9 protein-coding genes are annotated in these 15,025 nt (G+C 62.8%); 3 read left to right on the forward strand and 6 right to left on the reverse strand.

Annotated elements, in window-relative coordinates; all coding sequences use genetic code 11:
• Positions 1-117 precede the first annotated feature (117 nt).
• Positions 118-1,506 carry a dipeptidase gene (locus CO657_RS21140; RefSeq protein ID WP_054182270.1) on the reverse strand — a complete coding sequence of 463 codons (1,389 nt, stop codon included), beginning with the start codon at positions 1,504-1,506 and terminating at the stop codon, positions 118-120.
• Positions 1,507-1,731: 225 nt separating this feature from the next.
• On the opposite strand from CO657_RS21140, the gene CO657_RS21145 reads away from it, so the two are divergent.
• Positions 1,732-4,116 carry a bifunctional diguanylate cyclase/phosphodiesterase gene (locus tag CO657_RS21145; protein WP_054182184.1) on the forward strand — a complete coding sequence of 795 codons (2,385 nt, stop codon included), beginning with the start codon at positions 1,732-1,734 and terminating at the stop codon, positions 4,114-4,116.
• A gap of 19 nt (positions 4,117-4,135) precedes the next feature.
• On the opposite strand, the gene CO657_RS21150 is transcribed toward CO657_RS21145, so the two are convergent.
• Entirely contained in the window at positions 4,136-4,552 is a 417-nt protein-coding gene (locus tag CO657_RS21150) for a MarR family winged helix-turn-helix transcriptional regulator (RefSeq protein ID WP_003583451.1), read from the reverse strand.
• A 406-nt stretch (positions 4,553-4,958) separates the two neighbouring features.
• Between CO657_RS21150 and polA the strand changes: the two genes are divergently transcribed.
• Together polA and CO657_RS21165 are read left to right on the forward strand one after the other, a co-directional pair.
• Positions 4,959-7,958: a DNA polymerase I gene (polA, locus tag CO657_RS21160; RefSeq protein WP_054182183.1), complete on the forward strand. Its 3,000-nt coding sequence runs from the start codon at positions 4,959-4,961 to the stop codon at positions 7,956-7,958.
• Between the two features lie 171 nt (positions 7,959-8,129).
• On the forward strand, positions 8,130-10,493 hold the full coding sequence (locus tag CO657_RS21165; protein ID WP_054182182.1) for a DNA translocase FtsK: 2,364 nt from the start codon (positions 8,130-8,132) through the stop codon (positions 10,491-10,493).
• 40 nt (positions 10,494-10,533) lie between these two features.
• Here the strand turns inward: CO657_RS21165 and CO657_RS21170 are convergent, their stop codons facing one another.
• The 4 genes from CO657_RS21170 to CO657_RS21185 form a co-directional block, all read right to left on the reverse strand.
• Positions 10,534-11,322, reverse strand: a complete 789-nt coding sequence (locus tag CO657_RS21170) for an ABC transporter permease (RefSeq protein ID WP_003589297.1) — start codon at positions 11,320-11,322, stop codon at positions 10,534-10,536.
• 1 nt (position 11,323) lies between these two features.
• Positions 11,324-12,493 (reverse strand): ABC transporter permease, encoded by a 1,170-nt coding sequence (locus tag CO657_RS21175; RefSeq protein ID WP_054182181.1) that lies wholly within the window; start codon positions 12,491-12,493, stop codon positions 11,324-11,326.
• The gene (locus CO657_RS21180; protein WP_003589295.1) at positions 12,490-13,563 is read right to left on the reverse strand and encodes an ABC transporter ATP-binding protein; all 1,074 of its coding nucleotides are present in this window, start codon (positions 13,561-13,563) and stop codon (positions 12,490-12,492) included. Before CO657_RS21180 ends, CO657_RS21175 begins: the two co-directional genes overlap by 4 nt.
• 112 nt (positions 13,564-13,675) lie before the next feature.
• Positions 13,676-14,725, reverse strand: a complete 1,050-nt coding sequence (locus tag CO657_RS21185) for an ABC transporter substrate-binding protein (protein WP_054182180.1) — start codon at positions 14,723-14,725, stop codon at positions 13,676-13,678.
• Between the last annotated feature and the right edge of the window lie 300 nt (positions 14,726-15,025).

Below are 15,025 nucleotides of genomic sequence, written 5' to 3' on the forward strand. Positions count from 1 at the left end.
TCTGGCTGCAATACCTGCTTCTCATTGACCACGGATGAACTGGCACTGAGCGAGCGGATGACGAAAGGCCGGTTTTAACCGGCCTTTTTGTTATTGCGATCTGGCACGCCCTTTCGTTCAGGCGGCGAGCGCCTGAAGAATCCGCACCCAGGAGCGGATGCCCTTGTGGTAGGAGACAAGCTCGTATTTCTCGTTCGGCGAATGGATGCGGTCATCGCTGAGGCCGAAACCGACGAGCAGCGATTCCATGCCGAGCATTTTCTGGAAGTCGCCGACGATCGGGATCGATCCGCCCATGCCGATGACGATGGCGGGTTTCGGCCACTCGTCGGACAGTGCCGTCTTCGCCTTGGTCAGAACCGGTGAATCATAGGAGAGGTGGATCGCCGGCGAGCCGCCATGCGGATGGAACTCGACCGAGCAATCGGCGGGAATCTTCGAACTGATATAGCTGCGGAAGGCTTCGCGGATGGCGGCCGGATCCTGCGTGCCGACAAGCCGGAACGAAACCTTCGCCGAGGCCTTGGCGGCGATCACCGTCTTGAAGCCTTCGCCGGTATATCCGCCCCAGATGCCGTTGATTTCGGCGGTCGGCCGCGCCCAGGTGAGTTCCAGCACCGAACGGCCCTTTTCGCCGGATGGAATGGAAAGGCCGACTTCGCCGAGGAAGGTCTCGGCGGTCTTGCCCAGCGTCTCCCATGAGGCCTTGATGTTGTCGGGCGTTTCCTCGACGCCGTTGTAGAAGCCCTCGAGCGTGATGCGGCCGGTCTCGTCATGCAGGCCGGCGAGAGCCTCGACGAGGATGTGGATCGGATTGGCGGCAGCGCCCCCGAAGAGGCCGGAATGCAGGTCGCGGTCGGCGGCCGTCACGGTGACTTCCTCGCCGACGAGACCGCGCAGTGCCGCGGCGATCGCCGGCGTGTCGCGGTCCCACATGCCGGTATCGCAGACCAGCGCATAATCGGCCTTGAGCTCGGCGGCATTGGCTTCGAGGAAGGGTTTCAGCGACGGCGAGCCGGATTCTTCCTCGCCTTCGAAGAGAATGGTGACGCGGCAGGGAAGCGCGCCGTTGATCTCCTTATAGGCGCGGCAGGCTTCGACGAAGGTCATCAGCTGGCCTTTGTCGTCGGAGGTGCCGCGGCCGGTCAGGATCTTGCGGCCGTCGCCGACATCCTTGATCGACGGCTCGAAGGGGTCGTTATCCCAAAGCTCGATCGGGTCGACCGGCTGGACGTCATAATGGCCGTAGAACAGAACGTGGGGCGCGTCAGCGGAGGCGCCGGCATGGTGAGCGACGACCATCGGATGGCCTGGCGTGTCGCGAACGGAGGCTTCGAAGCCGAGCGTTTCGAGATAGGTGACGAGCCATTCGGCGGCCTTGCGGCATTCGGCTTTGTAGGCGGGATCGGTGGAAATCGACTGGATGCGCAGCAGCTCGAACAGTTTTTCGAGGCTCGATGAAAGATTCTGGTCCGCACGCGAAAGAACCGGTTGTATGTCGGCCATTTTCGACTCCTTTTCGAAATTGGGCGGGACGATAGACCAAACCGGGAAAGCAGGCGAGGCGGAAAAAGCAAAAAATCGGGAGCGCGCAAGCATGCCGAGACGATGCAATTCGGTCTTGTGGAAGGGGCATGCTGCGATAAGAAAGAAAGATCTAATTCAATTTACAGTTAATTAGCACAACCTAAATAGCATCGGCCGAAAACCAGCTGTTCGGGGGGCGCGCAGATGTTTTCGGTCATTGCCTGTATTCGCGACAATCACGATTGGCGCTTGGTCATCGTGGCGGCCGTGGTCTGCCTGGTGGGCGCCATGGCGGCGATGCTGCTGTATTCCCGGGCCCAGGAGTGCGACGCCGGGCAGCGCAAACTCTGGATCGGCGCGTCGGGCTTTGCCTTCGGCACCGGCGTATGGGCAACGCATTTCATCGCCATGCTCGCTTATGATGGCGGCACGCCGATCACTTACGCGCTCGACCTGACGCTGCTTTCCTTTTTCCTGTCGGTTGGAGGCTCATGGGTGGCGATCTTCGCCGCCTCGCAACGTGAGGCAAGATTTTCCTCCACCCGCGGCGGGGTGCTGATGGCACTCGGCATCGCCTCCATGCACCTGACTGGCATGCAGGCGATCGAGACGCAGGCGGTAATCCTCTACGATCCCGCAATGACACTGACGGCGGTCGCTGCCGGAATGCTTCTGTCGAGCGCCGCCTTCCATATTTTTTCCAATCTGAAGGGCATGAGGCGTCTCTTCAGCGCATCACTGGTCTTCGTCCTCGCCATCTGCACTCTTCATTTCATTTCGATGGGCAGCATTACCCTCGTGCCGGACCCCGGCAAGGGGGTTCCGACATTGGTGCTCGACACCCGGGTGCTTGCCGCGATCGTCGTGGTGGCGGCAACGGCTCTTATCCTGGTCGCCCTTGCCGTGGTCTTCGTCCAAAGCCACCTGACGGATCTGCGCGGACTTGCCAACGCCTCGCAGGAGGGGCTGCTGATCCTGCGCGAAGGCCGGATCATCGATGTCAACGAGCGGTTCCAGGCCTTATCAGGCTGGAAGCTTGCCGATCTCTCGGGCAAGGCGCCCTCGGACGTGCTGACGGCCGTTCAGGCGCCCCGGGAGAACAGGCCCGGCGAGACGCTGCTGAACACTCGCACCGGCGGAGAGATTGCCGTGGACGTAAACTCCAGCAAGATCGTCTATCGTGGCCGCGATTGCGAGGTGCTGGCGGTGCGCGATCTCACCGAGCGCAAGCAGGCCGAGGAGATGATCGAGCATCTCGCCCATCACGACGTGCTCACCGATCTGCCCAACAGGTCGCTGTTCGACACCCGCATCCGGCAGGCGCTGCAGGTGGCGGAACGCAAGAATACCGAGGTCGCGCTGTTTTGTCTCGACCTCGATCGGTTCAAGGCCGTCAATGACATCTTCGGCCATGCCGAAGGCGACCGCATTCTCCGCAAGGTCGCCGCTATCCTGCGCCGGGTGGCCGGTGAGAGCGATACGATCGCCCGGCTCGGCGGCGACGAATTCGCCATCATCCAGTCCGATGGGCAGCAGCCGGCGGCGGCGCAAAAGCTTGCGGCCGATATCATCGACGAATTCGCCGCCGAGATGGACACGGCCCGTGACCCCACAGCCGTCGGCGTCAGCCTCGGCATCGCGCTCTATCCAAGAGATGGAAGCACGGCCGAAGAACTCTGCAATAACGCCGATACCGCGCTCTACCGCGTCAAGCATGATGGCCGCGGCAGGGCCTGCTTCTTCGACGCGGAAATGGACGAAGCGGCGCGCAACCGCCGCCAGATCGAAAGCGACCTGCGCCACGCGATCATCCGCAACCAACTCCATGTCAGCTATCAGCCGATCCTCAACGCGCAGAGCGGCGAGATCAGCGGCTACGAGGCCTTGATGCGCTGGCACCGGCCGGGCCACGGCATGACCGAGCCCGACATTTTCATCCCGATCGCCGAGGAAAGCGGATCGATCGTTCAGCTCGGCGAATGGATATTGCTGCAGGCCTGCAGGGAGGCCGCGCGCTGGCCGCAGCCGCTGACGATTGCAGTCAATGTTTCGCCGGTGCAGTTCATGCTGCCCAACCTGTGCGAACGGGTCGAGGCGGTCCTTGACGAGACGGGGCTCGCCGCCGATCGGCTGGAGCTTGAGATCACCGAGGCCGCGCTGATCCGCGATCGCGACAGGGTGGTGGCAACGCTGCAGCGCCTGCGCAAGTTGGGGGTGCACATCGTCATGGACGATTTCGGCACCGGCTACTCTTCGCTCTCGAACCTACGCTCGTTTCCCTTCGACAAGATCAAGGTCGACCGGAGTTTCACCGGCGTGCTGGAGCATGACGCGGCGGCGCGATCGATCGTGCGCGCGATTATCGGTCTCGGCCACAGCCTCGGCATGCCCGTCGTCACCGAGGGTGTGGAAACCGAGACGCAGCGCCGGATCGTCGTCGAGGAAGGCTGCGCGCAGGTGCAGGGCCTGCTGCTCGGCAAGCCGGATATCGAGCCGAGCATGAAACCAGCCGTTCGCAAAAACGTCCCGGCGGGACAGGCGGGAACCGGCATGCCGCCGCGACGGCGCACGCGCCTCGTCAGCGAATAATCCCAGCGAATGATCCTGCTTAGAGCGCCTTGGCGTTTTCCAGAAGCCGGCGGATATATTCGAGCGTCAGTTCGCGCTCGAAAACCCGAAAACCTTTAAACAGCGCAAGGTCGGCCTCGCGTGCGGTTTCGATCGCCTCTGCCTCCATGGCGCGGGCCTTCGGCGTCAGGAAGAGCAGTTGTGCCCGCTTGTCGGATGGATGCGGCCGGCGTTCGATCAGACCGTCGCGGACCATGCGCGACAGCGTATTGGCCATGGTCGCCTGCTCGATGTCGACCCGCTCGAGAAGCTGTTTCTGGGTCAGCCCATCCTCGGCCCATAATTCCAGCAGGATGGGGAACTGGCCGGGAGAAAAACCGAGCCCGACCGCGCGCTGATGCAGCGAGCGGGCAAAACCCTTCGCCAGCTGGCTGGCAAGGTAGGCTCCCGAATCCATGCGGTTAAATCCCATGATTGCAAGTTAGGCTCAAAACCATCCCGGAGACAATGCAGCAAATCGCATGCGATACGTCAAAATATGCGACGGGCGATGATAATTTCGAGGGTCTGGAAAAACAAAAGTCGCCATGGCCTGGAGGTTGGCCATGGCGACCTTAAAGTGGGGACAAAGGCCCGGAGAGGGGGATAAGGCCTTTGTCCAAGCCTGACGCGGCGGGGGACAAGCCGGTAATCAGACCCGCGGCGCGATCAAGCGCCGGTGACATGGATTTGTGCCTGAGAATGTGGTTTTTCAAGGGAGGGGGATCGTTACAAATCGGTAACAGTTTGGTGAGCGGAATCTTCCGTGTCGCCCGCCGAACTTTATATGGACCTCGTCCCGTGCCCGCGCTATCCATGCAGCCATGAAAAAAGGCGATCACCTCTTCCTAGTCGATGGTTCCGGGTTCATCTTCCGGGCGTTTCACGCACTTCCGCCGCTGACCCGCAAGACCGACGGCCTGCCGATCGGCGCCGTTTCCGGTTTCTGCAACATGCTGTGGAAGCTGTTGCGCGACGCGCGCAACACCGATGTCGGGGTGACGCCGACGCATCTTGCCGTCATCTTCGACTATTCCGCCAAGACCTTTCGCAAGGATCTCTACGACGCCTATAAGGCCAACCGCTCCGCCCCGCCGGAAGAGCTCATTCCCCAATTCGGCCTGATCCGCGAGGCGACCCGCGCTTTCAATCTGCCCTGCATCGAGACCGAAGGTTTTGAGGCCGACGATATCATCGCCACCTATGCCCGCCAGGCCGAGGCCTCGGGCGCCGATGTCACCATCGTCTCTTCCGACAAGGATCTGATGCAGCTCGTCAGCCCGAATGTCCATATGTATGACAGCATGAAGGACAAGCAGATCGGCATTCCCGATGTCATCGAGAAATGGGGCGTGCCGCCGGAAAAGATGATCGACCTGCAGGCGATGACCGGCGATTCCGTCGACAATGTTCCCGGCATTCCCGGCATCGGTCCGAAGACCGCCGCCCAGCTGCTCGAGGAATACGGCGATCTCGACACGCTGCTCGAACGCGCCACCGAGATCAAGCAGGTCAAGCGCCGCGAAACCATTCTCGCCAATATCGATATGGCCAGGCTCTCGCGCGACCTAGTGCGGCTGCGCACCGATGTGCCGCTCCACCTCGATCTCGACGCGCTGGTGCTGGAGCCGCAGAACGGCCCGAAGCTGATCGGCTTCCTGAAGACGATGGAATTCACGACGCTGACGCGCCGCGTTGCCGAAGTCTGCGATTGCGATGCGAGCGCCATCGAACCGGCGATCGTCAATGTCGAATGGGGCAAGGCTGCCCATGGCCCCGATCTCGATGCGGCCGAGCCGGCCCCGGTTGCCGGCGGCATCCCCGAGGTTTCCGGCGAATCGGTGCCGGTGCTGCCGCGCGTAAAGGCCAAGGCTTCAGTCGAAGGTGCCTTTTCGCCCGCCGATCTGGCCAAGGCGCGGGCCGAAGCCTTTGCGACACTGCCCTTCGATCATACGGCCTATGTCACGATCCGCGATCTCGCCACCCTCGACCGGTGGATCGCCGATGCGCGCGCCACGGGCCTCGTTGCTTTCGACACTGAGACCACGTCGCTGGATGCCATGCAGGCCGAGCTTGTCGGCTTCTCGCTGGCGATTGCCGACAATACCGCCGACCCCACCGGCACGAAGATCCGTGCCGCCTATATACCGCTCGCCCATAAGAACGGCGTCGGCGATCTGCTCGGCGGCGGCCTTGCCGACAACCAGATCCCCATGCGCGATGCCCTGCCGCGGCTGAAGGCCTTGCTGGAGGACGCTGCGGTTCTCAAGGTCGCGCAGAACCTCAAATACGACTACCTGCTGATGCAGCGCTACGGCATCGAGACCAGGAGTTTCGACGACACGATGCTGATCTCCTACGTGCTCGACGCCGGCACCGGCGCCCACGGCATGGACCCGCTCTCGGAGAAATTCCTCGGCCATACGCCGATCCCCTACAAGGACGTGGCAGGCAGCGGCAAGGCGAACGTCACCTTCGATCTCGTCGATATCGACCGCGCCACCCATTATGCGGCCGAAGATGCCGACGTGACGCTGCGGCTCTGGCTGGTGCTGAAGCCGCGGCTGGCCGCGGCCGGGCTGACCAGCGTCTATGAACGGCTGGAACGGCCGCTGCTGCCGGTGCTGGCGCGCATGGAGGCGCGCGGCATCACCGTCGACCGGCAGATCCTGTCGCGCCTGTCCGGCGAGCTCGCCCAGGGCGCCGCGCGCCTGGAAGACGAGATCTATGTGCTCGCCGGCGAGCGGTTCAATATCGGCTCGCCGAAGCAGCTCGGCGATATCCTGTTCGGCAAGATGGGCCTTGCCGGCGGCAGCAAGACGAAAACCGGGCAATGGTCCACCTCCGCGCAGGTGCTCGAGGATCTGGCCGCTGCCGGTTTCGAGCTGCCGCGCAAGATCGTCGACTGGCGCCAGCTGACCAAGCTGAAATCCACCTATACCGACGCGCTTCCCGGCTATGTCCACGCCGAGACCAAGCGGGTCCACACCTCCTATTCGCTGGCATCGACGACGACGGGGCGCCTTTCCTCCTCCGAGCCGAACCTGCAGAACATTCCGGTGCGCACCGCCGAAGGCCGCAAGATCCGCACCGCCTTCATCTCGACGCCGGGCCACAAGCTGATCTCCGCCGACTACAGCCAGATCGAATTGCGCGTGCTGGCCCATGTGGCCGAGATCCCGCAACTGACCAAGGCCTTCGAGGATGGCGTCGACATTCACGCGATGACCGCGTCGGAAATGTTCGGCGTGCCAGTCGAAGGCATGCCGGGCGAAGTCCGCCGCCGCGCCAAGGCGATCAATTTCGGCATCATCTACGGCATCTCGGCCTTCGGCCTTGCCAACCAGCTGTCGATCGAGCGTTCGGAAGCCGGCGACTACATCAAGAAGTATTTCGAGCGTTTCCCGGGCATCCGCGACTATATGGAAAGCCGCAAGGCGATGGCGCGCGACAAGGGTTATGTCGAGACGATCTTCGGGCGGCGAATCAACTACCCCGAAATCCGCTCTTCCAATGCATCCGTGCGCGCCTTCAACGAGCGTGCGGCGATCAACGCGCCGATCCAGGGCTCGGCCGCCGACGTCATCCGCCGGGCGATGATCAGGATGGAGCCGGCGCTGGCCGAAGTCGGTCTTGGCGATCGCGTCCGCATGCTGTTGCAGGTGCATGACGAACTCATCTTCGAAGTCGAGGACGAGGATGTCGAGAAGGCAATGCCCATCATCGTCTCGGTCATGGAAAACGCCACCATGCCGGCGCTCGAAATGCGCGTGCCGCTGCGCGTCGACGCGCGCGCCGCCAGCAACTGGGACGAGGCGCATTGACGGCTTGCCCGAAAATGAGAAAGATTTTTCCGCCGAACACAACTCATTGAAATAGCGGCAACTTACGTCCCGGAGCCGTATCGGAACGATACGACGGGAAGGAACTTATTAACCTTCCTTTTCTATCCCGGTAGGGTCGTAATTTGTTAGGCATGAGTGAGTAGCGGACGCATGCGTTTTCCCAGAACCAATTTGACGGACGCCGGGGACTTTTCCAGCGGGATTGAAACGGACCTTCCGGAGGTAATTCCAGGAGAAAAGCCGGCGGCGCCGATCTGGCAGAGCAATTTTTCCCTCGCGCCGAATGTCCGTTTCACCCGCACGCCGGAAACGTTGATCAGCAAGCGGCGGGCGCCGGATGAACCTGCGCGCGATGATTCGCAGATGGGGCAGCAGGCGATCCGGATCGAGCCGGTTGCCGTCGACGTGCCCTTCGATATCTATCTGCCGGAGCCGGACGAACGTCCCGCAGCACCGCAGACGATCGAACTGCAGCCGTCACTCGTTCCCGCCGCGCCGGCCGCACCTGCTTTCCGGGCCACCGCCGAGCTTTCCTCCATTTCGGATTTCGCCTTCTGGGAAGTCATGGCCTTCGAAGAGGCCGAGCCGGTTCGCGCGCCTGCCGTGATCTCGTTCCCGAAGGCCGAGACAGCGCCCGAATCGATCACGTCGCTGTTTCGCATCATGGAATGGCGCCCCGGCCGGCCGGCCGCCGCTCCCGTCGCCTCCCGCCCGGTCTCGCCGGCCGCGACGGTCTCCGCAAAGCCCGCCCCGCGCCCGTCGGCCGCCATATCCCTGGAACGGTCGAGGCGCATTCCCGTCGAGGCCCCGGTTAGACCTGCCCCTCAGCCTGTGGTGACCTCTCCGATTGCGCCCGCGCCTCAGGCGGCGTCCGCTCCTCCCGTGGCGTCAGCCCCTCAGGCCGCGCCGGCGCCCCAGCGCACGCCGCCGGTTGCCGCGGTTCTGCCGTCGCCGCGCCTGGCGGCGAGGCCCGAAAAGATCGACGCCTCCGGCTACGAATTCCCGCCGCGTGCCCTCCTGCAGGAGCCGCCGGAACGCCTTGGCGAGATCATGTCGCAGGAGACGCTGGAGCAGAATGCCGGGCTTCTGGAAAGTGTGCTCGAGGATTTCGGCATCAAGGGCGAGATCATCCATGTCCGCCCGGGCCCTGTCGTCACCCTTTATGAATTCGAACCGGCGCCCGGCGTGAAGTCGTCGCGCGTCATCGGCCTTGCCGACGATATCGCCCGCTCGATGTCGGCGCTTTCGGCCCGTGTCGCCGTCGTGCCCGGCCGCAATGTCATCGGCATCGAATTGCCGAACGTCACCCGTGAAACCGTCTATTTCCGCGAGATGATCGAAAGCCAGGATTTCGAGAAGAGCGGCTACAAGCTGGCGCTCGGCCTCGGCAAGACCATCGGCGGCGAGCCGGTGATTGCCGAGCTTGCCAAGATGCCGCATCTGCTCGTCGCCGGCACCACCGGCTCCGGCAAGTCGGTCGCCATCAACACGATGATCCTGTCGCTGCTCTACCGCATGACGCCGGAACAGTGCCGGCTGATCATGGTCGATCCGAAGATGCTCGAACTCTCCGTCTATGACGGTATCCCGCATCTGCTGACGCCGGTCGTCACCGATCCGAAGAAGGCGGTGATGGCGCTGAAATGGGCGGTGCGCGAGATGGAGGAGCGTTACCGCAAGATGTCGCGCCTCGGGGTGCGCAATATCGACGGTTATAACGACCGCGTGGCGCAGGCCCGCGACAAGGGCGAGACGATCCATGTCATGGTCCAGGTCGGCTTCGACAAGGGCACCGGCGCCCCGATCGAGGAAAACCAGGCGCTGGACCTGACGCCGATGCCCTATATCGTCGTCATCGTCGACGAGATGGCCGACCTGATGATGGTCGCCGGCAAGGAGATCGAAGGCGCGATCCAGCGTCTGGCCCAGATGGCCCGCGCCGCCGGCATCCATCTGATCATGGCGACGCAGCGTCCGTCGGTCGACGTCATCACCGGCACGATCAAGGCGAACTTCCCGACCCGCATCTCCTTCCAGGTGACCTCGAAGATCGACAGCCGCACCATCCTCGGCGAACAGGGCGCCGAGCAGCTGCTCGGCCAGGGCGATATGCTGCATATGCAGGGCGGCGGGCGGATTTCCCGCGTCCACGGTCCCTTCGTCTCGGATGTCGAGGTCGAAAAGGTCGTTGCTCACCTGAAGACCCAGGGCCGTCCCGAATATCTCGACACCGTCACCGCCGACGAGGAGGAAGAGCCCGAAGAGGAAGAAGCCGGCGCCGTCTTCGACAAGAGCGCCATGGCCTCCGAGGATGGCAACGAACTCTACGAGCAGGCGGTCAAGGTCGTCATGCGCGACAAGAAGTGCTCGACCTCCTACATCCAGCGCCGGCTCGGCATCGGCTACAACAGAGCCGCCTCACTGGTCGAACGCATGGAAAAGGAAGGCCTCGTCGGCCCGGCCAATCATGTCGGCAAGCGCGAGATCGTGTCCGGTCGGGGCGACGGCGAGTAACGGGAGCCGTCGGTTCCCCGAAGGACGAACGGCCCTGGCCTCAGGCCGGGGCCGCAGACCGGGCGGCGCGTCTGTGCACCACCGCGAGCAGGCCTCCGAGAAAGATCGTCCCGACGATAAACAGAAATGCTGCCGCCACGATGGCCGGACTGATGTTTTCGCGAATCGACGAGAACATCTGGCGCGCCAGCGTCAGCTGGTTTGGTCCGGCGACAAACAGCGTCAGCACGACTTCGTCAAGCGATGTCGCAAAGGCAAGCACCGCGCCGGAAAGGACGCCGGGCATGGCGAGCGGCAGCGTCACTTTCCAGAAGACCTTCGCCGGAGAAGCCCCGAGGCTCGCGGCCGCACGCTCGGTCCGATAGTCGATGCCCTCAAGCGAGGCGGTGATGCTGACCAGCACAAAAGGCACGGCGACAACCGTATGTGCCACGATGACGGCCGCAAATGTGTTTGGAAATCCGAGGCCGGCAAACAGGATCTGCAGCCCCACGCCGAGCACGACGGCGGGAACGACCATCGGCAGGAGGAATATCGTCCTCAGCGCCGCGGCAAAAACAACGCGCCTGCGCAACGCCAGTGCGGCCAGAATGCCGAGCACGGTGGAAAGCAAGGTGGTCCCCGCTCCGATCAGCAAGCTGTTGACGATAGACCGTCGCCAGGCGTCCTCGGTTGCCAGTTCCGCAAACCAGCGATCCGAAAAAGAAGGAATGGGATAGGCCAGGAAGCTGCTGGAGGTAAATGCGATCGGAAGGATCGCCAAAAGCGGAGCCAGCAGAAAAATGACCGTTGCCGCGCCGAACAGAAATTTTAGCAATCGAATTGTCATGTCACGCCCCCGTCGTCTTCATGGATAGCCGGCCATAAACGCCGTAGAGCACGATCGTCACGGCGAGCAGCACCATGCCGAGCGCACCGGCCATGCCCCAATTGGCCGAGCCGGTGGCGTAGAAGGCAATCACCGAACTGATCATCTGATCCTTCGGCCCGCCGATGAGCGCCGGTGTGATGTAGTAACCGAGCGCTGCCATGAAGACGAGCAGTCCGCCGGAGGCGATGCCGCGCAGGGCCAGGGGCAGCAGGATATGCAGAAAGGCCCGGATCGGGCTCGCGCCAAGAGAGGCTGCCGCTGGCATGAGATTTCGCGGGATTGCGATGAGGACGCTGTAGATCGGCAGAACCATGAACGGCAGCAACACATGCGTCATGGCGATGACGACACCCGTCCGGTTGAAAAGAAGCGGCAAGGGACTGTCGAGAAGGCCGAGCGACACGAGGAGGGAGTTGATGAGCCCCTTGTCCTGAAGGAGGATGTACCAGGCCGCGGTGCGCACCAGCAGCGATGTCCACAGCGGCAGCAGTACCGCGGCAAGGAGGAGCTGCCGCCGCCAGCCGCTCAAGGCGGCGGCCAGCATCGCGTAGGGCAGGCCGATGAGACAGGTCGCCAGGGTCACGACGGCGGCCACGGCGAATGTTCTCAGCAGAATCGCCTGATTGGCGGACTCTCCAGCCGGCATCGCCACGATCGCCCCGGAAGCGTCATGCTGAAGATCGACTGCGGCAAGCAGGTTGCGATCGGTGTAAGGCTCGGTGGCTTCGGCGATTGCCCGCCAGAAGGCAACGTCGTTCCATCGGGCGTCGATCTCTGCGAGGCTTATCGGCCCGGTGCTGTCTCTCACGGCCGCGACGGTCTTTCGCATCAATGTGCGGAAGCCCGGCTGGGCGCTGTTCAGTCTTCGAACCACCTCTCCGAGTTTCTGGTCGTCGTCGAGCGATTTCAGGTCGTCGACAAGAGCTGTCCGCATTTCGTCCGAGGGTTCGGAGGTAATGTTCCAGGCCGAGACCGCAGCTGTCGTCCGCGGCAGGTTTTTGCTGACGACCGGATCGGACACCGCCTGTTGCAGGACGGTCAGAAGCGGCCAGATGAAGAAGACGCCCAGGAACAGGGTCAACGGAAAGACGAGGGCAAAGGTGCCGGTGTGTCGACGGAAAGCATTCATGCTGCAATCACCCAGCAGTCTTCAGGCGTGAAGTGCGCCACCACATCGGCTCCGACCGGCCACTCCGCCGACCGCATGTCGGTCCGGACCACGAAGCGGAAGGCATCCTCGTCGAGCTGCACCCGCAAATGGTCGCCCTGATAGACGCTATCGAGTATTTTTGCCGGCAGGGCGTTCGCCGCCGCGCCGATGCTGCCGGCCGCCAGAGAAATGCGCTCGGGGCGAACGGAAATATGGACGCGGCTGCCGACAGAGAGGGAATTACTGCCAGGCACGATCACATGCCGTCCGTCGGCGATCTCGACCGAGGTGCCGGTCGTGCCCGTCGCCTTGACCGTTCCTTCTATCAGATTGGTTTCGCCGATGAATTCGGCGACGGCGCGTGTCTGCGGCCGGTCGTAGATATCGCGCGGCGTACCGATCTGCTCGATGTTGCCGCGGTTGAAGACCGCAATCCGGTCCGACATGGTCAGCGCCTCGGATTGATCATGGGTCACGAATACCACGGTCAGTTCCAGCCGCTTGTGAAGGGCGCGGATGTCGAGTTGCATCTGTTCGCGCAACTGTTTGTCCAGTGCCCCAAGCGGCTCGTCCATCAGCACCACCGCTGGCTCGAACACCAGGGAACGGGCAAGCGCCACGCGCTGCTGCTGTCCGCCCGAAAGCTGGGCGGGCTTGCGTCCGCTCATGGCCGACAGCTGCACCATCTCAAGGGCGCGTTTCACACGCTCTTCGATCTCGCTGCGACCGACACCTCGCATCCTGAGAGGAAAGGCGATGTTGTCGGCGATCGACATATGCGGAAAGAGCGCATAATTCTGGAAGACGACGCCCATCTCGCGCCGATGCGGAGGCAGATGGTCGATGCGGCGGCCGTCGAGAAAAATGCCGCCGGCGGTCGGGTTTTCGAAACCCGCCAGCATCATCAGCAAAGTCGTCTTGCCTGAACCCGAAGGTCCCAGAAGGCTGACGAACTCGCCCCTCTCGATGTCGAGCGACAGGTCTTTGACGACTTGGTGCAGGCCAAAGGATTTGGAGATTCTTTCAAAGCGTATGCGCGGCGCAGCCATGGCGGCCCTCCGTTCGGATTGTCGGCTCCTGGGGAGCGAAGTGACGAAGATGTGCGGAAGCCCCCACGGGTCGATCGGCAGAAGCGATCCCGCGGGGGCGATATTCCGTCCGCTATTGTGCCAGCCAGGCGTCGAATCTCTTGGTCAGCGCTTCCGAATTGTCGATCCAGAAGTCCGTATCAAGGCTGACTGCTTCTTGCATGTTGGCCTCGGTGGTGGGCAAGTCGGCCAGCTGGTCCGGCGGCACGCTCTTGCCGGCTTCCTTGTTCGGGAGGCCGTAGGCGATATATTGCGGCAGTTTTGCCTGGTTTTCCGCTTTGCTGGCGAAGGCGATGAAGTCAAAGGCCGCATCCTTGTTTTCAGCGCCCTTCAGAACGACCCAGCTATCCACGGCATAGATGCTGCCCGGCCAGACAACTTTGAACTGCCGGCCTTCCGACCGGTTGATGCCGGTGATGCGGCCGTTATAGGCACTGGTCATGGCCACTTCGCCGGAAGCCAGCAGTTGCAACGGCTGCGCGCCCGAGGTCCACCAGACAAGGTTCGGTTTCAACGCATCAAGCTTGGCGAAGGCGCGATCGATGCCCTCAGGCGTCGCCAGGACGTCGTAAACCTTGTCTGCCGGCACGCCGTCGGCCATCAGCGCGAATTCGAGCGTATATTTCGGTCCCTTGCGCAGGGCGCGCTTGCCGGGGAATTTCTTCACGTCCCAGAACTCGGCCCAGGATTTGGGGCCATCGGCAATCTTGGCGCCGTCATAAGCGATGGCGGTCGACCAGACGATGGCGCCGACGCCGCAGTCACTCACCGCCGAAGGCAGAAATGCATCCTTGCCGCCAAGCTTGTCCCAGTCCACCTTCTCAAAAAGCCCGTCGGCGCAGCCGAGCGAGAGTTCATCGGCTTCGACCTCCACGGCATCCCAGGAAGGGTTGCCCGCCTTGACCTTTGCCTGAAGGACGCCGATGCCGCCGTCCCAGGCCTCGTCGAGCAGAGGCTTGCCGGTAACATTGGAGAACGGCTTGAAATAGATCTCCCGCTGCGCATCCTGAAAATTCCCGCCCCAGGACGCTATGGTAAGATCCCGGGCCACGCCCGGTCCCGCGGCGAGCGCCAGCGATAGCAGGCCGAGAGCCGTAATCGTCGAAGTGTTCTTGAATTTCATTCGCGTTCCCTTGCTTGTTGAGCGTCCGTCTGACGCCGGTGAAAGCCACGAACCTTGGGATCGTTGGCAATCGCGGCCGCTCGCAAGAGATGGGCAAAGCCGGCGTCTGCAGACTTTACTTGGTGTCGTCTCCGAGGCGGAGCGGCGTGTTGCGGGCAATGCTGGCGGATGTCCGGTAGGGCGGGAAGGCGCTTTTTGTTGACCGCGGTGGACACATGGATGCACCGCTCCCGACCAGTCTTTCCAGGAAAGTGGCCGCACCGCCCCGCAAATTTGATGGTTTCGCTTGCGAAAGGCGAA

The organism is Rhizobium acidisoli, assembly GCF_002531755.2.
GTDB classification, from domain to species: Bacteria; Pseudomonadota; Alphaproteobacteria; order Rhizobiales; family Rhizobiaceae; genus Rhizobium; species Rhizobium acidisoli.